Origin of the sequence: Mesorhizobium sp. WSM3879 (genome assembly GCF_002294915.1) — a bacterium.
Taxonomy (GTDB): domain Bacteria; phylum Pseudomonadota; class Alphaproteobacteria; order Rhizobiales; family Rhizobiaceae; genus Mesorhizobium.
Window position 1 is genome coordinate 320,770 of sequence record NZ_NSFZ01000001.1, and the last position, 25,269, is coordinate 346,038.

Here is a 25,269-nt window from a genome sequence, read left to right on the forward strand (position 1 = left end):
GTTTCCGTGAAACGGTGAACCGCTCTATGTCCTCAGTCGATGTCGAAGGATACGCCTTGCGCCAAGGGCAGGGCCTTCGAGAAGTTCACCGTGTTGGTGGCGCGCCTCATATAGGCCTTCCAGGCGTCCGAGCCGCTCTCGCGGCCGCCGCCGGTTTCCTTCTCGCCGCCGAATGCGCCGCCGATCTCGGCGCCCGACGTGCCGATATTGACATTGGCGATGCCGCAGTCCGAACCGTCGACGCCGAGAAAGCGCTCCGATTCCTGCAGGTCGCGGGTGAAGATCGAGGACGACAGGCCGGCGCCGACCGCGTTGTGCAGGTCGAGCGCCTCGTCGAAATCGGCATATTTCATCACATAGAGGATCGGCGCGAAGGTTTCTTCCGTCACGGGCGAAACCTGCTTCGGCATTTCGACGAGCGCCGGATGCACATAGTAAGCATCGGGATGGCCGTTCTCGAACCGCTTGCCCCCGGTCACCTTGCCGCCATGTGCTTCCGCTTCTTTCAATGCCTTCTGCATATTGTCGAAGGCGGCCTTGTCGATCAGCGGACCGACCAGCGCCGAGGTCTCCAGCGGATTGCCGACCGAAACGCTCTGATAGGCCTTCTTCAGGCGCGGCAGCAGCGCGTCATAGACACTCTCATGCACGAACAAACGCCTGAGCGTCGTGCAGCGCTGGCCGGCGGTGCCCATGGCGCCGAACGCAATGGCGCGCAGCGCCATGTCGAGATCGGCGCTCGGGCAGACGATGCCGGCATTGTTGCCGCCGAGCTCGAGCACCGCGCGTGCAAAACGCTTGGCCAGCCGCGGACCGACCTCGCGGCCCATGCGGGTCGAGCCCGTGGCCGAGACCAGCGGCACCTTCGGATGGTCGACCAGCACCTCGCCGACGGCGCGGTCGCCGATCAGCACCTGGAGCAGGCCTTCCGGCGCATCGGCGAAACGCCTGGCGGCGCGCTCGAAGATCGCCTCGCAGGCAAGCGCCGTCAGCGGCGTCTTTTCCGACGGCTTCCACACCACCGCGTCACCGCACACGAGTGCAAGTGCCGCGTTCCACGACCACACCGCGACGGGGAAGTTGAAGGCCGAGATCACGCCGACGACGCCGAGCGGATGCCAGGTTTCCATCATGCGGTGTCCAGGGCGCTCGGTGGCGATGGTCAGGCCGTAGAGCTGGCGGGAAAGACCGACCGCGAAATCGCAGATGTCGATCATCTCCTGTACTTCGCCGAGACCCTCGGACGGGATCTTGCCGACCTCGATCGACACCAGCCGGCCGAGCTCCGCCTTGTGAGCACGCAACTCCTCGCCGAGCAGGCGCACCAGTTCGCCCCGCTTCGGCCCCGGCACCAGCCGCCAGGCCTGGAAGGCATTGTGCGCGGCATCGATAGCCTTGCCGGCATCGACCGCCGAGATCGACTTCAGTGCCGCGATCTGCTCGCCCGTCACCGGGCTGCGCACGATGAGGTCGCCGCCGGAAAGCGTATCCTTGGCGACGCCAAGCTTCTCGAGAAGTGAGGCCGTTTCCTTCGCAATCGTCATGTTTGTTCCTTTTCAGATCTCGCCTTGGATATGGCGAGCGTCGAAGCCTTGCGCCACGTCTTGTCGCCGCCCTGAGGCACGACGGCGCTTTCATGGCGTGGCATTACTCGTTTCAGGGAAAAACCGCCACCCCGGGATGGTCCAACCCCGGCGCGCAAAATTGGGCCAGCAGTGAAAGTGGGATCAGCGCGCCTTCTTGGCCTGCGACGTCTCGGTGCTTTCCTTGATCAGCCGGTCGATATGCATGCGGATATGAGCGGCTTCGGCGGCGGTATTGGCTAAAGCGATCGCGCGGTCGAAGGCCACGCGCGCCTCCTCGCTGCGGCCGAGCTGCATCAGCAGGCCGCCCTTCAGGCCGAAGAAGTGGAAATAGCCTGCCAGCCGATCTTCGAGCGGTTCGATCATTGCCAGCGCCGCTTCGGGGCCGCGCACCTTGCTTACCGCAACCGCGCGGTTCAGCGTCACTACCGGCGACGGCTGCATCTGCTCGAGCAAGCCGTAGAGCAGGTCGATCTCGGTCCAGTCCGTATCCTCGGGTGTTGCCGCCCGCGCATGCAATGCCGCGATCGCCGCTTGCACCTGGTATGGGCCAGGCTTGCGATGACGCAGCGCCTTGTCGACCAGGGCAAGGCCCTCGTCGATCATCTTGCGGCTCCAGAGCGACCGGTCCTGATCCTCGAGCAGCACGATCTCGCCATGCGCGTCGAAGCGCGCCGGCGCGCGCGCATGCTGGAGAAGCAGCAGCGCCGTCAGCCCCATGATCTCCGGTTCCTGCTGAAACAGCCTGAGCAGCAGCCGGGCGAGCCGGATCGCCTCCTCGCAGAGCGGCGCGCGGGCCGGCGCCTCGCCGCCATTGGTCGAATAGCCCTCGTTGAAGATCAGATAGATCATGGCCGCGACCGCCGCCAAGCGCTCGGAACGCTCGATCGCGCCTGGGGTCTCGAACGGCACGCCGGCATCGGCGATGCGCGCCTTGGCGCGGGTGATGCGCTGCTCCATGGCGCTCTCGCCGACGAGAAAGGCGCGCGCGATCTGCTTGACCGTCAGGCCGGAGACGATGCGCAGCGCGACCGCGATCTGCTGCGTCGCCGGCAGATCGGGATGGCAGCAGATGAACAGGAGCCGCAGGATGTCGTCGCGATAATGCGCGCCGTCGAGCCGCTCGGCCATATCGCCTTCGGCATCCTCGAGATCGGAGATCTGATCCTCTTCCGGCATCGGCGCCTGCTTGGCGCGCTTGCGCACCGCGTCGATGCCGCTGTTGCGGCCGACGAAGATCAGCCAGGCCGCCGGATCGCGCGGCGGCCCGTTTTTCGGCCAGTTCTTCAGCGCCCTCAGGCACGCATCCTGGAAAGCTTCTTCCGCGGCGTCGAGGTCGCGGAAATAGCGCAGCAGCGCGCCCATCGCCTGCGGACGGGCGGTGCTGATCGCGTTGCTGATCCAGGCAAGTTCGGTCATGCGGGAACCTTTGTCGGATTGAAGACCGAGATCGGCCTGATCTCGTAGGAACCACCGCTCGGATTGACCTCGGAGAGTTCGCGGGCGAACTCGACGGCTTCGTCCAGGTGATTGCATTCGAGCGTGTAGAAGCCGAGGAACTGCTCCTTGGTCTCGGCGAACGGGCCGTCGAGCACCACCGATTCGCCCTTGACCTTGCGAAGCGTCGTCGCGGCTGTGGTCGGCAGCAGGCGCGCCACCGGCCCCAGCCGGCCTGCCCTGGCGTATTTGTCCTGTACGTTGAGGAGCTTTGCCATGACGTCCTCGTCCTGTTCCTTGCTCCAGGAGCAGACGACGTCTTCGGAGGCATAGCAGAGAATGGCATAAAGCATGGCGCGTCCTTTCCGTATCAAAGGACGCAACAGTAAGACCCTTCCCGACACATGGTCGACAAAAAAGTTGTAGGGCGATCACGGGTTTACACTGTCACCCGGGTGTGGTCAGGCTTCGCGCGCCTGCAGCCATCTCAGCACCAGCGTCTCCTCCTCGTCGAGGCCCGGTATAAGGCGCTTTCGTTTGTTGGCTTCGGCCATTTCGCCGAGCAGCTTCCCTTCGGCCCACTCCTCGAATACGAGCGGATGGATATAGCACCGGCGGCAGACGGCTCGCGTATTGCCGAGTCGTTCGGCGACCTTGTCGACGATACTGTTCATCACGCGGTTTTTCTGGGTGATGCTCTCGGGCAACTCCGCCTGCGCGAACAGGGATGCCGCATGGATGGTGCCGCCCCAGGTGCGAAAATGCTTGGAGCTGAACTCCGGGCCAGATGCCTCGCGAATATAGCGGTTGACGTCCTCCGACCGCAGCGGCCGGCGTGTTCCCTCGTCATCAAGATACTGAAACAGCTTCTGGCCAGGCAGGTCCTGCGCGCCGCGCACGATCTTGGCGATGCGTCGGTCGACGAGCTTCAGCTTCCATTCCTTGCCGGACTTGCCCATGAAGGAGAAGCGCAGGCTGGAACCAGTGATTTCGACATGGCGGTCGCGCAGCGTGGTCAGGCCGAAACTCTTGTTGTCGCGGGCATAGGCGGCATTGCCGACACGGATCATGGTGTTGTCGAGCAGCCAGACGACAGAGGCGACAACGCGCTCCAGTGGCAGTCCATGACGGCGCAGATCGGCATCGACCTGGCGCCTCAAGGAGGGCAGGCTTTCCGCGAAAGCAACGAGGCTGGAGTATTTGACGCCGTCCCGTTCCTCGGTCCACTGCGGATGATAGCGGTACTGCTTGCGTCCGCGCTGATCCCGGCCGGTCGCCTGGATATGGCCGTTCGGGTCGGGCGAGATCCATACATCCGTCCACGCCGGCGGAATGACGATCGCCTTGATACGGTCGAGCGTCGCCGCGGTGACCGCACTCCCGTTCGGGCCGACATAGGAAAATCCCTTGCCTTTTCTCAGGCGCCGGATGCCCGGATCGGCATCGCTGACATAGCTGAGCGCGGCGCGCTCGGCGGAACTCTGCGCGCCGTTCCCTTGTATTTCCAGACCACCCGCCAGGCGGCCGAAGGACGATTGTGCTCGTTGCAGCATGGTAACTCCACGGAACTGGTCCGTAGATAAGCCGCGCGACAGCGGCTGGTTCCGCCCGTCCCCAGAGAGCGTCCTTCAGCTCCGCCGGTCGGCGGACACCTCAGCCATCCAAAGCCTGCCGTCGTCGACATGGGTGGGAAAGTAGTCTCGCCCGGCCGGTATCGCTTCCAGAACCGCTCCCGACTCGTCCGTCAGATAGTCGTAGCCGATCTGCTGCAAACGTTGCTCCGGATCGAGATGATTGTAGAGGTCGCGACGTGCCGCGCGCCGTTTCGGCTCGATCATCTTCAAATGATAAAGGTTAAGGCCGCTGTCCCGAAGTTTGAAGCGCAGATGTTCGGGGAACCAGGCGTCATGCAGCCCTTGCGACCGGCTCAGATCCGGGTGATAGGCGGGGAAAAGCCTGTGCTGCATCTTTTGGCCCCAGACGCCGTCGATGCGATAGCTTGCCGGCGTATACATCTCCCTTAGGCGAAATCCCCAGGCATTGCGCCTCGACCCGCTGGTCAGTTGGCCGATCCGGCTGGCCACGGCATCTTCCAGCCTTTCGTCCGGATCGATCGCCAAAAGCCAATCGGCACCCGCCTCATAGGCCGCGGCAACAAGCGCGCGCCGCCTCTGCGGTTCATTGCTGAAGACCGCATCCGCCGCCCGATCGTCATAGGCGATCCACCCATCGACGATTGCATCGAGATTGGCGAGGAGGTCTGGCACCAGATGCGCATCGTAGCGATAGCTGAAAATGGCGACGATCCTTTGCCGCGACCAAAGCCATCGACCGCGCCGCCGGCGCGGCTGCTTCATCTCCATGGTGATCATGGCCGCGTGCCTGTCCTATCGCCATGCGTTACGCCGACGGCTGCCCCCAGCGATTTTGCGAACAATGCCGCCCATACGATCGGCAGCGATAACATCGCGAAACGTCTATCCTCTTCGGCCAGGCCTTCTTTTGCGAACTTGCCGACATTGCGCCGGTCCCGAAACACCCCTTTGAAAATCCGCAATGGCTTTCGGTGCCCAACGGATTTGAGGTAGGTCCCATATCGGTATCCGCGCAGATACTGGTCGACAATCACTCGGATCAGCCGTGTCTCGTTGCGATGGACGGTAAGCACCGCCGGCTCCCATAGCGGCGCTATCGCCTTCGGCAGTCTTTCCAGGAATTCCGTGTCTTCTCCCGTCGCCATTTGTTCGTCGAATAGCCCATACCGATCGAACAATTTTCGGTCGAAAGAAACACCGTAGCGAAGTGCCTTATGAGCGGGAAGACCTGGCAGGCGCCGCATATAGGTAACGAGATGGGCCGCGCACGCGACCAGATTGCGCGGATGACTGTTGGCGATGGCGCTTGCCACGGCCGCGACGCCTTCCCGGTGATGGCGCAGCCGGACCTCTGCCCATCGCGGGCATGCCAGGCAATCATCCGCGAGAAAGGCGATGAAAGGAGCTTTCGTCGCCGCTATGCCGCGATTTCTCGCGGCCCCGGCAAAGAGCCTTTCTTCGCACTCGATGACTGGCACGTCGAGTCCGGCATTGGCCAGAAGCGCCTGGGCATTCCCGCCGCCGGAATTCACGACCACCACCTCGAGCGGGATGTTCTGGCCGAGCACCGACCTGACCGCCGCGACCAGATCGGTCGGAGCCCGAAAACCTATTACCACGACTGCAAGTTCCGGCCCGTCGGCCATCAGGCACTTTGCAACTGGACGCGATGAGCCGGGAACCGGCGCCGCGCCGCGATTTTGAGCCGATAACGCATGCAACGCCAGATATCGGTCGAAACCTTGGGCGCGGCTTCGGCAACCGCCAGGAATCTTGCCGCCGTTTCGAGATCGCCGCGGGCGTAGTGAACGCGAGCGATCTTGAGCGCCACAAGCCCTTCCCTCGCTTTCAACGACGATTTCGCAATGCCGCAGTCGGCGAGTTCGCGCAGCGCCAGGCGCCATTCGAGGAAGCGTCGCGCAGGCTTTATCGCGAAGCGGTCATCCGAACGGTCCGACGATACGAAGTAGATCATGATCGGTTGTGTCGCGACCGCGAGCGATGCCTTGCTCATAACCCGCGCCCAGAACAACGTGTCCTCATCGTAGGCAAGCCCGGTCGGGAAGCGCGTGTCGCCGACCGTATGCCGCGACACCAGCGCGCTGCCGACGGCAATCGACCGTATCCTGCCTTCCACATAGGCGGAGGCATTGGCGAGCCCGGCAGCCATGTAGCCGGCCGGCGTTTTGAACTGTCGGTTCCGGCCATCGGTCCGCCGGCGGTAAGCGCCGACCACCATGTCGGCGCCTGGCTTGGTCCTGCTCTTGGACAGCAGCGTCCGCAACCCACCCTCGATATGCAGATCGTCGGCGTCGATCATGTAAATCCAGGGGAAGCGCGCCTCGGCCAGCGCAAGATTGCGGGAGCCGCCCGCGTCCCGACAATTGGACCGGATGACCCGGAACGGCAGCGCCAGCCGCGAGGCTGCGTCCGCGGCCACGGCCGCCGTGTTGTCCGTCGAGGAATCGTCGGCCAGTATCACTTCGCCGATGACCTCGGCTTCCGAGCGCAAGGTTGCCAACGTGTCTGCAACGGTTGCCGACGCATTGTGTGCTGGAATGATGATGCTGACCGATGTCAACAATTGAACTCCGCGCAAGTGCCCGGCAGGCCGGTCCACGGTCCGGCGGCAAGATAGCGGCGGGATCGCGATTTGAGAAGCAGCCGCATCACCGATCGTGCGCCTTCAGGCAGCGACCGGGATGACGTCGACCGCCTGCTCGCCGATCTGCTCGCCGGTGGTTTTCAGGACGCCGACAATCGGCGCCACGTCGGAATAGTCGCGGCCGTATCCCACCGTGATATGGTCGTTGCTCGCCCGCATGCCGTTGGTCGGATCGAATTCCTGCCAGCCGGCATCGCGCCCGCACCAGGCCTTGACCCAGGCATGCATGGCGTCGGCGCCTTCGAGCCTCGGCTTACCCTTGGGCGGGATCGTGCGCAGGAAGCCGCTGACATAACCGGCGGGGATGCCAAGCCCGCGCAGCCCGGCGATCATGATGTGCGAGAAATCCTGGCAAACCCCACGCTGAAGCGCAAAGGCATCGCTGGCGCGCGTCTGCACGGTAGTTGCCTTGCCGTCATAGGTGAAATCGCGGTGGATCCGATTGCAGAGATCGACCGCCGTGGCGATCGCCGAACCGGCGAGGCTTTCCCGCGCATAATCCGTGATTACCGGATCGATGCTGGCGTGGTCGCTGGCGGCGAGGAAGTGATGCGGCGCGTCGGGGGACAGCGAACGCACCGCGTCGAGTTCCGCCCTCAAGCCGTGAATGTCGGGAGAGACGTCGAGGCCGGCTTCCGGCCGCGACACCGACACACGGGCGCTCATCCTGACGTGGAGCTCCTCATGCGCGTCGCGAACGGCGATCGCAGTGACGTTGTTGCCGAAGAAATCGGAAAAATCCGCGCGCTCGGCCGGATTCGGCTGGAACGACAGCGAGGCGGCGATAACCCGCTGCACGCCGGCGATCGTCTGCGGCAGCACGCGCACCTGGTGCCTGCCGCCGCCGGCTGCGGCCGCATAGCCGTAATGAAGATGAAGCCTGATGTCGTAGAGCATTTATCCGAAATAGGCCTTGGCGAGACTGTTGTAGAGATCGCCGATCTGAATGGCGAGATCGTCCAGCACCTTCGCGGTCATGTCCTGAGGCTCCATCACGGCGAGCGCCGTGTTGAGCTGCAGGATTTCTTTCGCCGCGGGCGACATATGTCCCTCGCCGCCGACGGAAGGCAGCATGCCGATCTCGGCCTTGAGCCGCTCGAGCTGGAACAGGATCGAGCGCGGGTTGAGCGGATCGAGCGCCAAGAGGTCTATAACCGTGCGCCGGCCTGACTGAACCGGATATTGCCGGCGGTGGGTCATGACGCTGTCGCCGATCTCCAGCATCATGTCGAGTGCGCCGTCGGGCGCGTCTGCCTTTGTCAGCCTGGCTAGCGTGCGCGCGATCTGGATGCCACGTTCCAGTCGGCGGCCGATCTCCAGGAAGCGCCAACCGGTGAAGCGGTACATGTTCTCGTGCAGCAGCCCCGAGAAGCCCGCAAGCTTTCGCAGCATCACGGTCATCGCCCGCGTCGCGTCGTCGCCCGGCGCGACCGTCTCAGCGAATTTGTGGATGGTCTTCGACAGATCCTTCAGCGCCAGCCAGCCATCCGGCGAGAAGCGGTCGCGGATCTGGCCGGCACTGTAGACCGCGCTGTCCAATGTGCCGATCAATCCAAGCGGGATCGCGGTTTCGACCTCGATGCCGAACGGTTCGAGATAGTCTCTGATGTCGGCGAGCAGCGGCATCTCGGGATCGGATGTCTCCGCCAGCCTGACGTGATAAGCGCGCAGCACCCGCACCGTGTCTTCCGAGCGCTCGATATAGCGGCCGAGCCAGGTCAGGTTTTCCGCGGCGCGGCTCGGCAGGCTGCCGGGCATGGTGCGGGTGAAGCCGTCGCTCTCCTGCGGCAGCAGCGTCTCCCGCTCGACAGGCCTGTCGCTGACTACCCAGACATCCGCAGCCTGACCGCCGCGCTGCATGGCCATCGCGGTCGGGTCGAGCGAGAAGCCGACGCGTGCAAAGCCGCCGGGCATCACCGTCCAGCCTTCGTGTGTTCGCGCCAGGTAGACGCGCAGGCTGGCGGGCCGCGGCTCCAAGCGGCCGCCGGCAAAGACCGGCGTAGTCGAGAGCGTGACCGCCTCCTGGCCGACGAAGCCAACCCCGTCGGCTTCGATCCGCGCGATAAGCTCCGCCCGCTCGCCGGCCGAAAGCGCCGAACCGAGCCTGGTCGCGCCATCGTCCTCGAAGGCAAGCCGTGTCGACAGCGCCGGGCCAACCACCATGCGGTCGATATTGGCCAGCACATGGTCGCGTTCGGCCTGCTGTCCGCACCACCAGGTCGCAATGTTCGGCAGCTTGAGTTCCTCGCCATGCAATTCCCGCGCGATCCGCGGCAGGAAAGAAAGCAGCGCCCGCGTTTCCGCCAAGCCGGAACCGAGCCCGTTGACGGCCGAGACGGTGCCGCGCCGGATCGCCTCGACCAGCCCCGGCGTGCCGATCTGCGAGTCCGGTTTGAGCTCCAGCGGATCGGCGAAAGCGGCATCGAGCCGCCGCCACAAAACGCCGATCGGCATCAGGCCCGAAACCGTGCGCACCATCAGCCGGCCGCTGGACACCGTCAGGTCCTCGCCTTCGAGCAGCATAATGCCAAGATAACGCGCGATATAGGCGTGCTCGTAATAGGTCTCGTTGAGCGGTCCGGGCGTCAGGATGGCGACGCGGCCGCCGGAATCCTTCGCCATGCCGTTCAGCGCATCACGGAAGCGGCGGAAGAAGCCGGCCAGGCGATGCACATGCAGCTCGCCATAGATGTCAGACAAGGCGCGCGTGGTGGCAACGCGGTTCTCCAGCGCAAAGCCGGCGCCCGACGGCGCTTGCGTGCGGTCGCCCAGAACCCACCAGCGGCCGTCGGGGCCGCGGCCGAGCTCGAAGGCGACCATGTGCAGGAAATGGCCGCTGGCCGGACGGACGCCGACCACCGGGCGCAGATATTCCGGGCTCGCCGCGATCAGCCCCGCCGGCAGGATTCCCTTCTCGATCAGCCGGTTCGACCCGTAAATGTCGGCCAGTATCGTCTCGAACAGGTCGGCGCGCTGGACGAGGCCGGCGCTGATCTCGGCCCATTCCTTTTCGTCGATCAGCAGCGGGACATGCGCCAGCGGCCATTCGCGCTCGTTGGCGCCGGCTTTGTCGTAGACGCGGTAGTAGACGCCGGCATCGCGCAGATATTGGTCGGCGCGGGCAAAGCGCTGTCCGAGCGCCTCAGCCCCCAGATCGTCCAGCGCTCCGATGAAGGACTGCCAGGCCGGGCGCGGATTGCCCGACGCGTCGACCATCTCGTCGACGACGCCTTCGATCGGCCGGTAATGCTCCAACAGGCTCTGCGCCCGCGGCCTGCCGCCCGCCCGTTTCTGATTCCCCTTGGCCATGCTCGATCAGAATCTCGCCGGTCGCCTGAGGTCAAGGGTCATGGGAAACTCTTCAGAACCTTGTTCTTCACGCAGCACATAGGCACCCGGCGTATGGCCGCGCGGCTCGAAGCGGGCCAGCCGCCGCGCCTCCGCCTCGTTGCCATTGACCGGGAAGGTGTCGTAGTTGCGGCCGCCCGGATGCGCGACATGATAGACGCAGCCTCCCAACGAGCGGCCCGACCAGCGGTCGTAGATGTCGAACACCAACGGCGTGTTGACCGGAAGGGCCGGATGCAGGCCGGAGGCCGGCTGCCAGGCCTTGAAGCGCACGCCTGCCACCGCGACCTCTCTGCTGTCGGTCGCCTTCATCGGTACGATGCGGCCGTTGCAGACGACCGCGTGACGCTCCGGATTGAGGCCTTGCGTCCTCACCTGCAGCCGCTCGATGGACGAATCGACGAAGCGGACCGTGCCGCCGATCGCGCCCTGCTCGCCCATCACATGCCAGGGCTCGAGCGCCTGCCTGAGCTCCAGCTTGACGCCGCCATGCTGCACCTCGCCGCAGAACGGGAAGCGAAATTCGAGTTGGGCTGCGAACCATTCCGGGCGGAAGTCGAAGCCGTTGAGCTTCAGATCTTCCAGCACGTCGAGGAAATCCGCCCAGACATAATGCGGCAGCATGAAACGGTCATGCAGCGACGTGCCCCAGCGCGCGAAGCGGCCGTCGAGCGGGTTCTTCCAAGCCCGCGCGATGATAGCGCGGACCAGCAATTGCTGGGCGAGCGACATCCGGGCATTGGGTGGCATTTCGAAGCCGCGGAACTCGACCAAACCGAGCCGTCCCGTCGGACCGTCCGGCGAGAACAATTTGTCGATGCAGATTTCCGAACGGTGCGTGTTGCCGGTCACGTCGGTCAAGAGATTGCGGAACAGCCGGTCGACCAGCCACGGCAACGGCGCCTCGCCCTTGTCGGGATGCGGCACCTGGGCGAGCGCGATCTCGAGTTCATAGAGGGAATCATGCCGTGCCTCGTCGATGCGCGGCGCCTGGCTGGTGGGGCCGATGAACAGGCCGGAAAACAGATAGGAAAGCGATGGGTGCCGCTGCCATTGCAGCACCAGGCTCTTCAACAGGTCCGGCCGGCGCAGGAACGGACTATCGTTGGGCGTCGCGCCGCCGACAACGACATGATTGCCGCCGCCCGTGCCGGTGTGACGGCCGTCGATCATGAACTTGTCGGTGCCGAGCCGCGACTGCCTGGCTTCCTCATAGATCGCCGCGGTCGTCGCGACGCATTCCCGCCAGTCGGCGGCCGGGTGGATGTTTACCTCGATGACGCCGGGATCGGGCGCCACGCGGATGACGTTGAGGCGCGGGTCGTGCGGCGGCCCATAACCCTCGATATGCACCGGCAGGCCGATCGCCTTGGCCGCGTTCTCGGCCGCCGCCACCAGCTCAAGATAGTCCTCAAGCGCCTCGACCGGCGGCATGAACACGCAGAGCCGCCCGTCACGAGGCTCGACGGTGAGCGCCGTGCGCACCGCACCGCCGATCTCGGTGATCTCCTGCTCGACGCGGTCCTGCTGGCCCGTTGTCGCGGTGAAGGACGCTGCCAGCTGGCGGCGCGCCATTTCGTCGGGGCCCTCAAGTTCTGCTGGGGCAGGTTCCGGCAAGAGAGCGTCGCGCGCCGGCAGCGTAGCGCGCGGCAGCGACGGATCGACCGGCACGATATAGGGGTATTGCCCCGGCGGCACGTAAGGCAGCGCGCCGAGCGGCAGCCGATAACCGACCGGGGAATCGCCCGGCACCAGGAACAGCCGGCCGCGCCGCGTCTTCCACTTTTCCGAACGCCAGCGCTGCCCGGCGGCCTGGCTGTTCCAGCGCTGCACCGGCAGCACATAGCCTGACGGCTTGGTCAGGCCGCGCTCGAACACACGTGCCATGCGGCTGCGCTCTTCCGGATCCTCCAGCTTCGAGTTGGACGGGTCGACATTATCCGGCAGCTTGCCTTCCTTGAGCAGCCATTCGGCCGGATCCTCATAGGCCTCGCCGACCATCGCCTTGTCGATGCCGAGCTCGGCGGCGATCGCCGTGAGCAAGCTTGCGGCCTGCTCAGGCCCGACAGAGACGGTGCTCGTTTCGCGCGCGATCAGCGACGGGTCGCGCCAGACCGGCTCGCCATCGGTGCGCCAAAAGAGCGAGAAGGTCCAGCGCGGCAGGCTCTCGCCCGGATACCACTTGCCTTGCCCGTAGTGGAGGAAACCGCCCGGCGCGAAGCGCTCGCGCAGCCGCCGGACCAGCTGATCCGCCTTGTCGCGCTTGGTCGGCCCGACGGCCGCCGTGTTCCATTCGGCAGCCTCGAAATCATCGATCGACACGAAGGTCGGCTCGCCGCCCATGGTGAGCCGCACATCCTGTTCCCGCAAAACCGCGTCGACCTTGTTGCCCAAGGCGTCGAGCGCCTCCCAGCTTTCATCCGAGAACGGCTTGGTGATGCGCGGATGCTCGGCGATGCGCTGGACGCGCATGTCGAAGCCGAAATCGACATTGGCGAAGCTCGCCATGCCGGAGATCGGCGCGGCATTGCGGAAGTGCGGCGTCGCCGCCAGAGGCACATGGCTTTCGCCGGTGAGCAAACCGGAAGTCGGGTCGAAACCGATCCAGCCGGCGCCCGGAATATAGACTTCGCACCAGGCGTGCAGGTCGGTGAAATCGACCGAGGTTCCAGGCGGTCCGTCCAACGAGACGAGGTCCGGCTTCAACTGGATCAGGTAACCGGAGACAAAACGCGCTGCGATGCCGAGGTTGCGCAGGATCTGCACCAGCAGCCAGCTTGAATCCCGGCACGAGCCTTTGCCGGCGGCCAGCGTCTCCTCCGGCGAATAGACGCCGGTCTCCATGCGCACGATATAAGCGATTTCGCGCTGCAGCCGCGCGTTGAGGCCGACCAGGAAGTTGACCGTGTTTGTCGGACTGCGGTCGATGGTTTTCAGGAAGGCCGACAGCAACGGGCCGGCCGGCTCGGGCGTGCGGTATATGGCGACGTCTTGCCTGATCTCTTCCGGGTACTCGAACGGGAAATTCTCGGCTGATTCCTCGACGAAGAAATCGAACGGATTATAGACCGTCATATCGGCGACGAGATCGACTTGGATCTTCAGTTCCGTCACCGGCTCCGGGAAGACGAAGCGGGCGAGGAAGTTGCCGTACGGGTCCTGCTGCAGGTTGACGAAATGGTTCTTCGGCTCGACCTTCAGCGAATGGCTGAGCACCTTGGTGCGCGAATGCGGCGCCGGCTGCAGCCTGATCACCTGAGGGCCGAGAACGACCGGCCGGTCGTATTTGTAATGGGTCAGGTGGTGGACGGCTGCCAGAATTGCCATGGTGCCCCGGGGAACGACGTTTCAATCGCCGAACCCTGACATAAGTGCTGGGCATTCTCCAAGCAGAGATGTTGCGCTGCACCTAATTTAAGCAGCGTTGCCGGCTTAGAAAAACGCCTGAAGCCCCGTCTGCGCCCTACCCAGTATCAGCGCATGCACGTCATGCGTGCCCTCATAGGTGTTGACCGTCTCCAGGTTCTGGGCATGACGCATCACGTGATAGCCGATCTGGATGCCGTTGCCGCCATGCATGTCGCGAGCCTGGCGGGCGATGTCGAGCGCCTTGCCGCAATTGTTGCGCTTGACGATCGAAATCATCTCCGGCGCCATCTTGCCTTCGTCCATCAGCCGGCCGACGCGCAGCGAACCCTGCAGGCCGAGCGCGATCTCGGTCTGCATGTCGGCGAGCTTCTTCTGGAAGAGCTGCGTGCCGGCGAGCGGCTTGCCGAACTGCTTGCGGTCGAGGCCGTACTGCCGCGCGCGGTGCCAGCAATCCTCGGCCGCGCCCATGGCGCCCCACGAGATGCCGTAGCGCGCGCGGTTGAGACAGCCGAAGGGTCCCTTCAGGCCCGAGACATTGGGCAGCAGCGCCTCCTCGCCGACCTCGACGCCTTCCATCACAACCTCGCCGGTGATTGAGGCTCGCAGCGAAAGCTTGCCGCCGATCTTCGGCGCCGACAGCCCCTTCAGGCCCTTTTCCAGCACGAAGCCGCGGATCTGGTTGTCATGCGCGGCCGACTTTGCCCAGACGACGAAGACGTCGGCGATCGGCGCGTTGGAAATCCACATCTTGGAGCCGGAAAGCCTGTAGCCGTTCGCCGTCTTCTCGGCCCGTGTCTTCATGCCGCCCGGATCGGAGCCGGCATCCGGCTCGGTGAGGCCGAAGCAGCCGATCCATTCGCCGGAGGCGAGCTTCGGCAGGTACTTCTTGCGCTGCTCTTCCGAGCCGTAGGCATGGATCGGATACATGACCAGCGACGACTGCACGCTCATCATCGAGCGATAGCCGGAATCGATGCGTTCGACTTCGCGCGCCACCAGCCCGTAGGTGACGTAGTTGGCGCCGAGCCCGCCATATTCCTCCGGAATGGTGATGCCGAGCAGGCCCGCCTCGCCCATCTCGCGGAAGATCGAGGGATCGGTTTTCTCATCGGCATAGGCTTCCTCGATGCGGGGCGCCAGCTTGTCGGCGGCGAACGCCGCTGCGCCGTCGCGCACCATCCGCTCGTCTTCGGAAAGCTGGTCCTCGATCAGGAAGGGATCGTTCCAGACGAAGGCGTTCTTCTCGGCGGCCATGAGGTGGGTCTCCCGGTAAAATCTTGGATGGCCCGGCTTATCCGCCTCCATCTGGAAAAAATCAAACGAAATTGCATCAAGCATCAATGAGCGATAGTAATAGATCATGAACGTCCAGCGTCGCCTCTTGCCAAACATCAGCGCGCTTGCCGCCTTCGAGGCGGTGGCGCGTCTCGGCTCCTTCACCGCCGCGGCCCGCGAGCTCGATCTCACGCAAGGTGCCGTCAGCCGGCAGATCAATCTGCTGGAAGAGCAGTTCGGGCGCCGGCTTTTCGAACGCGACAGCCGCAATGTCAGGCTGTCCACGGCGGGCGAAATCTATGCCGGCGCGGTGCGCTCAGCACTTGCGCAATTGCGCGATGCGGCGCTTGGATTGATGAGCAATCGGCATAGCGGTGTTCTCAACCTTGCCATCCTGCCGACCTTCGGCACGCGCTGGCTGATGCCGCTCATTCCAGATTTCGTCGCCCGTCATCCGGACATCACGATCAATTTCGCCACGCGCATTGGCCGCTTCGACTTCGCGCGTGAGCGGCTCGACGCCGCAATCCACCACGGCATGCCTGATTGGCCGGACGCTGATTGCACGCTTTTGATGCGCGAGACCGTGATGCCGGTCGCCGCGCCCGAATTCCTGGCGCAGCGGAAGGTCGCGACGCCGGCCGATATCGGCCGCCTGCCGTTGCTGCACATGGCAACGCGTCCCGACGCCTGGAGCGAATGGTTCGAGCATCAGGAGCTCGACGCGCCGACCGGCCCCGGCATGCAGTTCGAGCAGTTCGGCACGGTCGCGCAGGCCTGCCTGGCGGGGCTCGGCGTGGCGCTGCTGCCGCAGATCCTGATCGCCGGAGAATTGCAGCGCGGCCAGTTGGTGCCGGCGCCGGGCAAGCCGATGCAGAGCCGCAGTGCCTATTATCTCGTCGTGCCGCACGCCAAGCGCGGCCATCCGCCGGTTGCCAGCTTTCGCGACTGGCTGCGGGGCCAGGTTGAGAAGGAGCCGGCTGTTCTGGCGTGGTAGCTATTTCCGCTTCATCGCCTCGGCGAGCGCCGCGCCGAACGCACCCTGCGCCGGCCGTTCGGGCTGGCGCTGCGGCGCCGGCGAGCGCGGTTCGGGCTTGCCGCCGCCGCTGTCGCGCTGGCCGACCCGAGGCGCCCCACCCTGGCCGCCATCCTTGCGCATCGAGAGGCCGATGCGATTGCGCTTGATGTCGACATCGACCACCCGAACTTTCACGACATCGCCGGCCTTCACCACCTCATGCGCGTCCTTGATGAAGCGGTCGGCCAGTTGCGAGACATGCACCAGCCCGTCCTGGTGCACGCCGATGTCCACGAAGGCGCCGAAGGCGGCGACATTGGTGACGGTGCCTTCGAGCAGCATGCCGGGCTTCAGGTCCTTGATGTCGTCAACGCCTTCGGCAAAGGTCGCAGTCTTGAAGCCCGGCCGCGGGTCGCGTCCGGGCTTTTCCAGTTCCGCGAGGATGTCGCGTACCGTCGGCAGGCCGAAGCGCTCGTCGACGAAGACACGAGGGTCGAGTGCCTTGAGCGCGGCACTGTCGCCCATCAGCGCGCGCACGTCGCGGCCGCAGGCGGCGACGATCTTCTTTGCCACGCCATAGGCTTCCGGATGCACGGATGAAGCGTCGAGCGGCTCGGAGCCGTTCGGGATGCGCAGGAAGCCTGCGCACTGCTCGAACGCGCGCGGTCCAAGCCGCGCCACGTTCAGCAGATCGCGGCGCGTAGCGAACGGACCGCCGACGTCGCGATGCGCGACGATCGCTTCGGCAAGCGATGGCCCCAGTCCCGACACGCGCGCCAAGAGCGGCGCCGATGCCGTGTTGAGGTCGACGCCGACGGCATTGACCGCATCCTCCACCACCGCCTCCAGCGAGCGGCCGAGCCGGTACTGGTCGACATCGTGCTGATACTGGCCGACGCCGATCGACTTCGGCTCGATCTTGACCAGCTCGGCGAGCGGGTCCTGCAGGCGTCTGGCGATCGACACCGCGCCGCGCAGCGATACGTCGAGGTCGGGAAACTCGGCGGCCGCCGTCGCCGAAGCTGAATAGACCGACGCGCCGGCTTCGCTGACGATCACCTTGATCGGCTTCGGCCCGCCGTCGGACGGCAGGCTGGCGAGCATGTCGGCCACCAGCTTCTCGGTCTCGCGGCTGCCGGTGCCGTTGCCGATCGAGATCAGCTCCACCTTGTGGAAGCGAATGAGCCTGGCAAGTTCCGCCTGCGTGCCACGCACATCGTTCTTCGGCGGAAACGGATAGACGGTGGTCGTCGCCACCAGCTTGCCGGTACCGTCGATCACCGCCACCTTGACGCCGGTACGGATGCCGGGATCGAGACCCATCGTGGGCCGCGAGCCGGCCGGCGCGGCAAGCAAGAGATCCTTCAGATTGCGGGCAAAGACATGGATGGCCTCGTCCTCGGCCCGCTCGCGCAGGTCGCGCATCAAATCAAGCGTCAGATGGAGTGATAGTTTTATCCGCCAGGTCCAGCCGGCGACCTCCATCAGCCAACGGTCGCCCGGCAGGGTGCTACCAATCGCATAGGCGTTGGCGATCATCCGCTCGACCGGTTTGACCGGCGATTGATCGTCGGCATCGATTTCGAGGTCGAGCGACAGCACCTCTTCGTTGCGGCCACGCAGCATGGCCAAGGCGCGATGGCTGGGCACGTTCGCCCAGCGCTCGACATGATCGAAATAGTCGGAGAATTTCGCGCCCGCCTCCTGCTTGCCGTCGACGACCCTGGCGCGCAGGAAGGCGCGCTCCTTCATATAGGCGCGCAGCCTGCCGACCAGCTCGGCATTCTCGGCGAACTGTTCGGACAGGATGTCGCGCGCGCCTTCGAGCGCCGCCTTGGCGTCGGGAACCTCCTCTGTGAGATAGGCTAGCGCGAGTTCGGCAGGCACCGCCGAACGGTCGGCGAGGATCGCCTCGGCCAGCGGCCCCAGTCCACGTTCCCTGGCGATCTCGGCCTTGGTGCGGCGCTTCGGCTTGTATGGCAGGTAGATGTCTTCGAGCTCGGCCTTGGTGGTCGCCGCCGCGATTTTTGCCTCGAGGTCCTCGGTCAGCTTGCCCTGCTCACGGATCGAACCGAGGATGGTGCCGCGGCGCGCATCCAGCTCGCGCAGATAGGCAAGCCGCTCGGAAAGGTCGCGCAACTGCGTGTCGTCGAGGCCGCCGGTGACCTCCTTGCGGTAGCGCGCCACGAAAGGCACCGTTGCGCCCTCGTCCAGCAGCCCGATTGCGGCTGCCGCCTGCTCCGGCCGCGAGCCGATCTCGGCCGCGATGATTGCTGCGATGCGCTTGATGTCCGATGCCATGCTGGTTCCTGCCGAATAGAGCGGCGACAATAGGCCGGGACGACGGCTGCGCCAACCGCGCTGTCTCCACCCGACAGGAAAGCTCCACAGGAAAGAGCTGCGAGGAAAGACCAGCCGAACGGCTCAAACCATCCGGCTCAGGGCCTCGAAGAAGGCGACGACATCGAGATCAAGCTGATCGTCGACCGGTTCTGGCTGCGACGACATCTTGGCGATGACCACCTCGTCGCTCAGGTTGACGTAGATCCACTGGCCGTGAATGCCGATGCCGCAGAAGGCGCCGCTTGGCGTGCCCATCTGGTACCATTTGTTGCGGTAGCGGCCCTTGGGGAAGAGGAACACCATCGTACCGCGCCACCAGGCTTCATGGCTGCCGCCGCTGGCAACCGTGTCGCGCACCCAGGCCTCCGGCACGATGCGGCGGCCATTGGCCGTGCCGCCCTGCCGCATCATTTCGCCGATACGGGCAAGGTCGCGCGGCGTCATCGACATGCCGCCGGCGGTACGCGCCGTGCCTTCCATGTCGACCGTCACCGACATCTCGCTCGCGGCGCCCAGCGGCAGCCACAGTTTCTCGCTGAGCAAGTCGCTGACACGTTTGCCGGATGCCCGCTCCACCAGGATGCCCAGCATATCCGAATTGGGTGAGCGATAACGGTAGGTCTGCCCATGCGGCTCGGCGAGGCGCGGCAACGTCAACAGAAACGCAGCGAGGCTTTCCGACCCGCCGCCTGGATTCCACAGTGTCGCGCGGCGATAGCGGGCGAAGGCGCTTTCCGGATCGAGATAGGCCTCCTCGAAGTCGAGGCTGACCGTCATGTCGAGCACATTGCGCACGCTCGCATCGCCATAGGCCGAGCCCTTGGCTTCGGGGATGTATTCTGTCACCGGCGCTTCCGGGTCGAACACCCCCTCGCCTTGCAGGATGCCGGCGAGGATCGCCGTCATCGACTTGCTGATCGAAAAGATGATGTGGCGCTGACCGAACGCCATATGCGGGGCCGACCAATCGCCGACCAGCCTGCCGCCCTTCAGGATCGTCAGCCCGTCAGTGTCGGAGCGCTTCAGGAATGCTTCGACTGTTTCGGCGCCGCCGGCCAAGGTGACTTTCTCCTCGAGCAGCGCGCCGAGCGATTTCACCTCTTCCTCGCCGCCGGGCGCGGCGGCAACGTGGACGCTCGGCACCAGTTCGCCGACATTCTGGAACGACCATTGGCTGAACGGCCTCAGCCGCCAATTGTCGAGCCGCACATCCTTGCGGGAAAAGCCGTATCTGGTCTCGAACGCGGTGTTGCCGGTCACGATTGTCTCCCGGTCGTCTATCTCTGACTTTCAGCCTAGCGCGGCGGCTATGGCGTGCACGGCCTTAAGCGTCGCCACCGAATAGGCGGCGTTGAGGAAATCCGGATAGGTCGAAAGCTTCACGACGACCATCCTGTGCTCCCAGCTGATATGGATCATCTGGCCGAACACGCCCTTGCACATCAGTGCGCGAGAGCGTGGATCCTCGATCCAGAACTGGTTGCGGTAGCTGCCGTCCGGAAGGCTCGGGCTGAAGTCCGGTCCGTGCTTGCCGCTGCGCGTCGCCTCGATCCACTCGGCAGGGATGACCCCGCCGCCATTGTCGAGGATCAACTGGCCGAAGCGGCCATAATCGCGCAGCGTCGCGTTGAAGCCGCCATCGGCCAGCGCATAGCCGGCGCTGTCGACTGTGAAACAGGCGCTCTCGTCGGCGCCGAGCTTTTGCCAGAGTTCTTCCGAGACCAGCTGCGCCAGGCGCTTGCCGCTCACCCGCTCCATGATGAAGGCAAGCACATCGGTCTCGATCGAGCGGTACTCGAAGGCCTCGCCATGTTCGCGCACCTTGTCCTTCAGCCGCAGGATCAGCTCGAACAGATGCGCGGGCCACCGGAAATCAGGATCGCTGCCCGGCGGGATCGGCTTCCAGCCGGTGGCGACATCGACCTGGCCGATCTCGGAATAGCGATCGGTGTACTCTTCCGAGAAGCGAACGCCGGTCGTCATGTCGAGCACTTGCTGCACGGTGGCCCCGGTCCAGGCGGTCTCGCCGAGCTCCGGAAGATAATCCGTCACCAGCCTGGCCGGGTCGATCAGGCCGCGCCCGACCAGGATGCCGAACACCGATCCGGTGACCGACTTTGCCATCGACTGCGACAGATGCAGCGTGCGTTCGTCCATGCCGTTGAAGTAGCGCTCATAGGCGACCGTGCCGTCCTTCAACACCAGCAAACCGTCCGTGTAGGTCTCATCGAGCAGGCCGGCGAGCGTTGTCGGACGGCCCTCGCTATCCGCCACGGCCAGGTCGTCGAGATCGACCTCGGCGCGCTCGAGCCGACGGCGATGACCTTGGCCGCGCCAGACCTCGACGGTCGGCAAAAACTCACGCACGTGCTGGAAGGCCCAGCGGTTCCACGGTCGCCGATCCCAGTCGAGCTTCGGCAGAGCCATGGCCGGTGGCGAGCCCTGCATGATCGGTGGCCGCGGATCGGAGTTGCGGTAAGATGTCATGAGAATTTCCCTATCGCCGCCTGCCGTCTTCCACTCACTTGGATGAGGAGCGGTCTGCACGGCGGGCGATAAGCCCCCGAATGGGCCTTTCGAGTGGCTCCGCCTTCCTCCCGTTCGCGCGGGAAGAAGGCGGAGTGCCGCTATTTCTGAACGTCCGTCCAGATGCGCGTGTAGAGTTGCTGCACCTCGGGCGAGCAGGGGGTGAGGAACTCGCCCGCTTTCTCCAGTTCCGGCGGTACCACCAGTTCGGGCGCATCCTTCATGTCGGCTGGCATGAACGCCTTCGAACCCTTGATACCATTGGCATATTTGGCGAAGGCGGAGATCATGGCGGCGTTCTCGGGATCCATGATGAAGTTCATGAACAACTTGGCGTTCTCGACATTTTTTGCATCCTTCAGGATGGCAACACTATCCATGAAAAAGGGGAAGCCCTCCTTCGGGTAGCCGAACTTGATGTCGGGGTTCTTGATGCGCGAGCGCATGATGGCGCCGTTCCAGTAGTACACGGCCGAGTAGTCGCCGGCCGGTAGCTTCTCGGTCACGCTGTAATCCATGGCCAGCCATTTCGGCTTGGCCTCCACTAGCTTGTCGCGCACTTTCTTGAGCAGTTCCTTGTCGTCCGTGCACCAGTCGCCGCCCAGATACTTGATGGTGGCGAACAGAACGTCGTTCATTTCCGGCGCGACGTTGATCTTGCCGACCAGTTCCTTCGGCGGGTCGAGGAAGATGGTCGAGGTGTTGATGTCGCCGCTATAGACCTTTGTGTTGACGCCGATACCGGTCAGGCCCCACTGCCACGGAACCGTATAGTGACGGCCCGGGTCCCAGGGAACGTTCACCCAGCGCTCGTCGACATTCTTGAAGTTCTCCATCTGGTCGGGCCGGGCCTCGAGCAGAAGCCCTTCCTTCACCCAGATCGGCACGTAGTTGGCCGACGGCACCACAATGTCGAAGCCGTGACCACCGGCGCGTACCTTTGCTAGCGCGGTGTCGTTGGAGTCGTAGTCGGTGATCGTCACCTTGACCTTGTAGGCATCCTCGAACTTCTTGATCATCTCGGGGCTGGTGTAGTCGCCCCAATTGAAGATGTTGAGTTCGCCTTCCGCATACGCACTGCCCGCAAAAGCGAACAATGCGAATACCGCCGTAGCGGCCGTTATCTTCCATTTCATTGCTATTCTCCCGTTTGGCAATCGTTAGTCATGGCTTGCGCCGATTGACGAAGTAGAACGCAGTTACGAGCACCACCGACAGCGCCAGGAATAGCGTGGCGATCGCATTGATTTCCGGGCTCGTTTCGCGCCGCAACTGGCCGAGCATGTAGGTGGGCAGCGTATCCTGCCCGCCGGACTTTACGAATTCGGTGATGACCACGTCGTCCAGCGAAATGACGAAGGCGAGCATGAAGCCCGCGATGATGGCCGGCCTCAAGAGCGGCAGCGTCACAAAGCGGAAGGCTTTCCAAGGCGTGGCGTATAGGTCAGCGGCTGCGCGCTCTAGCGTCAGGTCCATGCTCTCCAGCCGCGCCCGGATCGGCAGGTAGGCGAACGGGATGCAGAAGGCGGTGTGCGCGGCGATCAGGTAGCCGAGCCCTGAGTAACCGGTCCAGACCTTGATGCGCGAGAACACGATCAGGAGCGCGACGCCGGTGACTATCTCCGGCACCATCAGCGGCTGGTTGATGAAGGCGTACTTGAAGGTGAGGCCGGGATAGGGCCGCGTGCGGGTCGTGGCCAGCGCAGCCATGGTGGCGGCGATCGTCGACAGCGCGGCGGCCGAGACCGCCAGCACGAGCGAGCGGACGGAGGCATCCTGCACGGCCGAATTGTGCCAGGCCGAAATAAACCAGCGTAGTGAGACGCCATCCCAGCGCGAAAGCGAATCCGCCGCGTTGAACGAATAGGCGACGAGCGCCGCGATCGGCAGATAGAGCGCGAAGAAGGTCAGAAGCGCCATGAAGCCGAAGCCGGGCTGCGCCTGGATGTCGAACGGACGCTTAGCCATGGACACCCTCCGAACGGGATGCGTTGCGCACGTAGAACAGGAGCGCGATCATCACCAGCACCATGAGCGTAATCGAAATGGCCGCGCCCAGAGGCCAGTTACGACCCGCGCCGAACTGCAGTTCGATCAGGTTGCCGAGCATCATGTTCTTGCCGCCGCCCAGCACCCGCGGAATGACATAGGCCCCGAGCGAGGGAATGAAGACCAGTATCGAGCCGGCGATGACGCCGGGCTTGATCAGCGGGAAGATGATGCGGCGCAGGACCTGCCAGCGACCCGCGTAGAGGTCATATCCGGCCTCGACCAGCCTGAAGTCGAGCTTCTCCATCGAGGCGTAGATCGGCAGCACCATCAGAGGGAGGTAGATATAGATCATGCCGAGCAGGATGGCGGCGTCGGTATTCATGATCTGCAGCGGTTGCTTGATGATGCCGAGCGCCATCAAGGCCGTGTTGACCAGCCCTTCGTTGCGGATCACCTGCTGCATGGCGAAGGTGCGGATCAGGAGGTTCGTCCAGAACGGAATGGTGACGAGGAAAACCCAAACCTCGCGCGTCTTCGGCGGTCGCGTGGCGATGAAATAGGCCGTAGGAAAGCCGAAGAGCAACGTCAGCACGGTGGTGTAGAACGACAGGCTTATCGAACGCCAGAAGATGGTCAGATGCGCGTCCGCCAGACCCAGCGTGTCGTCGAAGATGTCACGCTGGAACAGGACCGATGTCCATCCGTCCAGCGAGAACGTGCCGACCTGCACGTCGCCATAGTCGCCCTTCAGCATGAAGGAATAGGCCAACATGACGAAAAGCGGCCCGATGGCGGCCAGGAGGATGATGACGAGCGCCGGCGCCGAGAGCAGCCAGCGGTCGCGTATGTCCCTAGCGTCGGCGGCGCGAGCAATTTCCTCGGCGTTGGCCATGAATAGAAGTCCTCTAGTCCTTCAGCGCTTGAGCGGCATTCGCGCCAATCGCGACGCCCGCGCGGCTGCCCGGCGCCAGCGCTTCGCCGCCTCCGCGGCTGTTCTGCCGCCGCACGATAAAGGCACTGCCGTCGTCGAGCTTGAGATGGAAATGCGTGTCAGTGCCGAGATAGACGACGTTCTCGACCGTGCCCCTGAGCGAAGCGTTGGCGTCCGCCGGACCGATCTGAGCGTGCTCCGGCCGCACCACCAGCGTAACGCCAACCGACGGCGTGAAACCTTCCGGCAGCGATGCCGGGATTTCCGCGCCGGACGAGAGCCTGACGGTGGCGCGCCCATCGGCCACGCTTTTCACTTCGCCCTTGAGGAAATTGCTCTCGCCGATGAAATCGGCGACGAAGCGTTCCGCCGGCTTGTCGTAGATGTCGCGCGGCGTGCCGACCTGGAGGATCTTGCCGGCCGACATCACGGCGATCCGGTCGGACATGGTCAGCGCTTCTTCCTGGTCGTGGGTGACGAAGATGAAGGTGATGCCGGTCTCGTGCTGCAGACGCTTCAGTTCGATCTGCATCTCCTTGCGCAGCTTGTAGTCGAGCGCCGAGAGCGGCTCGTCGAGCAAGAGCACCTTCGGCTGTGGCGCGAGCGCCCGGGCGAGCGCCACGCGCTGCTGCTGGCCGCCCGATATCTGGCTGGTGCGGCGCGCCTTGAGCGCCTCCATCTTGACCAGTTTCAGCATCTGAGCGACCCGTGCCTCGATTTCGCCCTTGGGCTTGCCGATCATCTCCAGCCCGAAGCCGATGTTCTGCGCCACCGTCATGTGCGGGAAGAGCGCGTAGCTCTGGAAGACGGTGTTGACGGGTCGCTTGAATGGCGGCAGCGGCGCGATGTCATGGCCGTGCAGCAGGATTTCGCCGGCGCTTGGGAAATCGAAGCCGGCAATCAGTCTCAAAAGCGTCGTCTTTCCGCATCCGGACGGGCCGAGCAGCGTGAAAAACTCGTTCTCGCGGATCGAGACGGACACCGTGTCGAGAGCCGCTACCTGGTTTTCACCGGTTCCAAAAACTTTGCGTACGCCGCGAACTTCGATCGCGTTCTTACCCGGTTGTTCCGGCACGATTACCCCATTGAGAGAGCCTGCTCTTGGCGGCAGGTGCGTTCCTGTTTGATTGTCACCATAAGCCGGCCGGCTTGGCAACTGCGGAGCTGCTACTCGTTTTTTTAACGCA

The 25,269-nt window shown here is 64.3% G+C and carries 19 protein-coding genes; 1 reads left to right on the plus strand and 18 read right to left on the minus strand.

Going from position 1 to position 25,269, the window contains the following annotated elements; translation table 11 throughout:
• Positions 1-32: 32 nt before the first annotated feature.
• The 11 genes from CK218_RS01570 to CK218_RS01620 all read right to left on the minus strand — a co-directional run bounded on the left by CK218_RS01570 (position 33) and on the right by CK218_RS01620 (position 15,251).
• Positions 33-1,544: an aldehyde dehydrogenase family protein gene (locus tag CK218_RS01570; protein WP_095826665.1), complete on the minus strand. Its 1,512-nt coding sequence runs from the start codon at positions 1,542-1,544 to the stop codon at positions 33-35.
• Positions 1,545-1,727: 183 nt separating this feature from the next.
• Entirely contained in the window at positions 1,728-3,002 is a 1,275-nt protein-coding gene (locus tag CK218_RS01575) for an RNA polymerase sigma factor (RefSeq protein WP_095826666.1), read from the minus strand.
• Positions 2,999-3,373: a YciI family protein gene (locus CK218_RS01580; RefSeq protein WP_095777191.1), complete on the minus strand. Its 375-nt coding sequence runs from the start codon at positions 3,371-3,373 to the stop codon at positions 2,999-3,001. The genes CK218_RS01575 and CK218_RS01580 overlap by 4 nt, the downstream gene beginning before the upstream one ends.
• A 108-nt stretch (positions 3,374-3,481) precedes the next feature.
• A complete protein-coding gene (locus CK218_RS01585; protein WP_095826667.1) occupies positions 3,482-4,573 on the minus strand; it encodes a DNA topoisomerase IB in 1,092 nt (363 codons plus the stop codon).
• Positions 4,574-4,648: 75 nt separating this feature from the next.
• Positions 4,649-5,392, minus strand: coding sequence for a hypothetical protein (locus CK218_RS01590; RefSeq protein ID WP_095826668.1), 744 nt, complete (start codon positions 5,390-5,392; stop codon positions 4,649-4,651).
• The gene (locus CK218_RS01595) at positions 5,389-6,261 is read right to left on the minus strand and encodes a glycosyltransferase (RefSeq protein WP_095826669.1); all 873 of its coding nucleotides are present in this window, start codon (positions 6,259-6,261) and stop codon (positions 5,389-5,391) included. Before CK218_RS01595 ends, CK218_RS01590 begins: the two co-directional genes overlap by 4 nt.
• Positions 6,261-7,196: a glycosyltransferase family A protein gene (locus CK218_RS01600; RefSeq protein ID WP_095826670.1), complete on the minus strand. Its 936-nt coding sequence runs from the start codon at positions 7,194-7,196 to the stop codon at positions 6,261-6,263. The genes CK218_RS01595 and CK218_RS01600 overlap by 1 nt, the downstream gene beginning before the upstream one ends.
• A gap of 105 nt (positions 7,197-7,301) precedes the next feature.
• Positions 7,302-8,177, minus strand: a complete 876-nt coding sequence (locus CK218_RS01605) for a transglutaminase family protein (protein WP_067326134.1) — start codon at positions 8,175-8,177, stop codon at positions 7,302-7,304.
• Positions 8,178-10,589: a circularly permuted type 2 ATP-grasp protein gene (locus CK218_RS01610; protein WP_095826671.1), complete on the minus strand. Its 2,412-nt coding sequence runs from the start codon at positions 10,587-10,589 to the stop codon at positions 8,178-8,180. It lies immediately after the preceding gene.
• 6 nt (positions 10,590-10,595) lie between these two features.
• The gene (locus CK218_RS01615) at positions 10,596-13,955 is read right to left on the minus strand and encodes a transglutaminase family protein (protein WP_095826672.1); all 3,360 of its coding nucleotides are present in this window, start codon (positions 13,953-13,955) and stop codon (positions 10,596-10,598) included.
• 105 nt (positions 13,956-14,060) lie between these two features.
• On the minus strand, positions 14,061-15,251 hold the full coding sequence (locus tag CK218_RS01620; protein WP_067002729.1) for an acyl-CoA dehydrogenase: 1,191 nt from the start codon (positions 15,249-15,251) through the stop codon (positions 14,061-14,063).
• Between the two features lie 106 nt (positions 15,252-15,357).
• Between CK218_RS01620 and CK218_RS01625 the strand changes: the two genes are divergently transcribed.
• Entirely contained in the window at positions 15,358-16,269 is a 912-nt protein-coding gene (locus CK218_RS01625) for a LysR family transcriptional regulator (RefSeq protein WP_067002349.1), read from the plus strand.
• Here the strand turns inward: CK218_RS01625 and CK218_RS01630 are convergent, their stop codons facing one another.
• The 7 genes from CK218_RS01630 to CK218_RS01660 form a co-directional block, all read right to left on the minus strand.
• Complete coding sequence (locus tag CK218_RS01630; RefSeq protein WP_095826673.1) at positions 16,270-18,591, minus strand: Tex family protein; 2,322 nt, start codon at positions 18,589-18,591, stop codon at positions 16,270-16,272.
• A 123-nt stretch (positions 18,592-18,714) separates the two neighbouring features.
• Complete coding sequence (locus CK218_RS01635) at positions 18,715-19,893, minus strand: serine hydrolase (protein WP_095826674.1); 1,179 nt, start codon at positions 19,891-19,893, stop codon at positions 18,715-18,717.
• 30 nt (positions 19,894-19,923) lie between these two features.
• Positions 19,924-21,120: a serine hydrolase gene (locus CK218_RS01640; protein WP_095826675.1), complete on the minus strand. Its 1,197-nt coding sequence runs from the start codon at positions 21,118-21,120 to the stop codon at positions 19,924-19,926.
• Between the two features lie 140 nt (positions 21,121-21,260).
• Positions 21,261-22,295 carry an extracellular solute-binding protein gene (locus CK218_RS01645; RefSeq protein WP_095826676.1) on the minus strand — a complete coding sequence of 345 codons (1,035 nt, stop codon included), beginning with the start codon at positions 22,293-22,295 and terminating at the stop codon, positions 21,261-21,263.
• 28 nt (positions 22,296-22,323) lie between these two features.
• A complete protein-coding gene (locus CK218_RS01650; protein ID WP_095823377.1) occupies positions 22,324-23,127 on the minus strand; it encodes an ABC transporter permease in 804 nt (267 codons plus the stop codon).
• Positions 23,120-24,043, minus strand: a complete 924-nt coding sequence (locus CK218_RS01655) for an ABC transporter permease (protein ID WP_095823378.1) — start codon at positions 24,041-24,043, stop codon at positions 23,120-23,122. The genes CK218_RS01650 and CK218_RS01655 overlap by 8 nt, the downstream gene beginning before the upstream one ends.
• A gap of 13 nt (positions 24,044-24,056) precedes the next feature.
• Complete coding sequence (locus CK218_RS01660; protein WP_095826677.1) at positions 24,057-25,157, minus strand: ABC transporter ATP-binding protein; 1,101 nt, start codon at positions 25,155-25,157, stop codon at positions 24,057-24,059.
• Between the last annotated feature and the right edge of the window lie 112 nt (positions 25,158-25,269).

Coding starts and splice junctions, on each gene's coding strand:
- CK218_RS01570 (WP_095826665.1), bottom strand. CDS start 1,544: ATGACGATTGCGAAGGAAACGGCCTCACTTCTCGAGAAGCTTGGCGTC.
- CK218_RS01575 (WP_095826666.1), bottom strand. CDS start 3,002: ATGACCGAACTTGCCTGGATCAGCAACGCGATCAGCACCGCCCGTCCG.
- CK218_RS01580 (WP_095777191.1), bottom strand. CDS start 3,373: ATGCTTTATGCCATTCTCTGCTATGCCTCCGAAGACGTCGTCTGCTCC.
- CK218_RS01585 (WP_095826667.1), bottom strand. CDS start 4,573: ATGCTGCAACGAGCACAATCGTCCTTCGGCCGCCTGGCGGGTGGTCTG.
- CK218_RS01590 (WP_095826668.1), bottom strand. CDS start 5,392: ATGATCACCATGGAGATGAAGCAGCCGCGCCGGCGGCGCGGTCGATGG.
- CK218_RS01595 (WP_095826669.1), bottom strand. CDS start 6,261: ATGGCCGACGGGCCGGAACTTGCAGTCGTGGTAATAGGTTTTCGGGCT.
- CK218_RS01605 (WP_067326134.1), bottom strand. CDS start 8,177: ATGCTCTACGACATCAGGCTTCATCTTCATTACGGCTATGCGGCCGCA.
- CK218_RS01610 (WP_095826671.1), bottom strand. CDS start 10,589: ATGGCCAAGGGGAATCAGAAACGGGCGGGCGGCAGGCCGCGGGCGCAG.
- CK218_RS01615 (WP_095826672.1), bottom strand. CDS start 13,955: ATGGCAATTCTGGCAGCCGTCCACCACCTGACCCATTACAAATACGAC.
- CK218_RS01620 (WP_067002729.1), bottom strand. CDS start 15,251: ATGGCCGCCGAGAAGAACGCCTTCGTCTGGAACGATCCCTTCCTGATC.
- CK218_RS01625 (WP_067002349.1), top strand. CDS start 15,358: ATGAACGTCCAGCGTCGCCTCTTGCCAAACATCAGCGCGCTTGCCGCC.
- CK218_RS01630 (WP_095826673.1), bottom strand. CDS start 18,591: ATGGCATCGGACATCAAGCGCATCGCAGCAATCATCGCGGCCGAGATC.
- CK218_RS01640 (WP_095826675.1), bottom strand. CDS start 21,120: ATGACATCTTACCGCAACTCCGATCCGCGGCCACCGATCATGCAGGGC.
- CK218_RS01645 (WP_095826676.1), bottom strand. CDS start 22,295: ATGAAATGGAAGATAACGGCCGCTACGGCGGTATTCGCATTGTTCGCT.
- CK218_RS01650 (WP_095823377.1), bottom strand. CDS start 23,127: ATGGCTAAGCGTCCGTTCGACATCCAGGCGCAGCCCGGCTTCGGCTTC.
- CK218_RS01655 (WP_095823378.1), bottom strand. CDS start 24,043: ATGGCCAACGCCGAGGAAATTGCTCGCGCCGCCGACGCTAGGGACATA.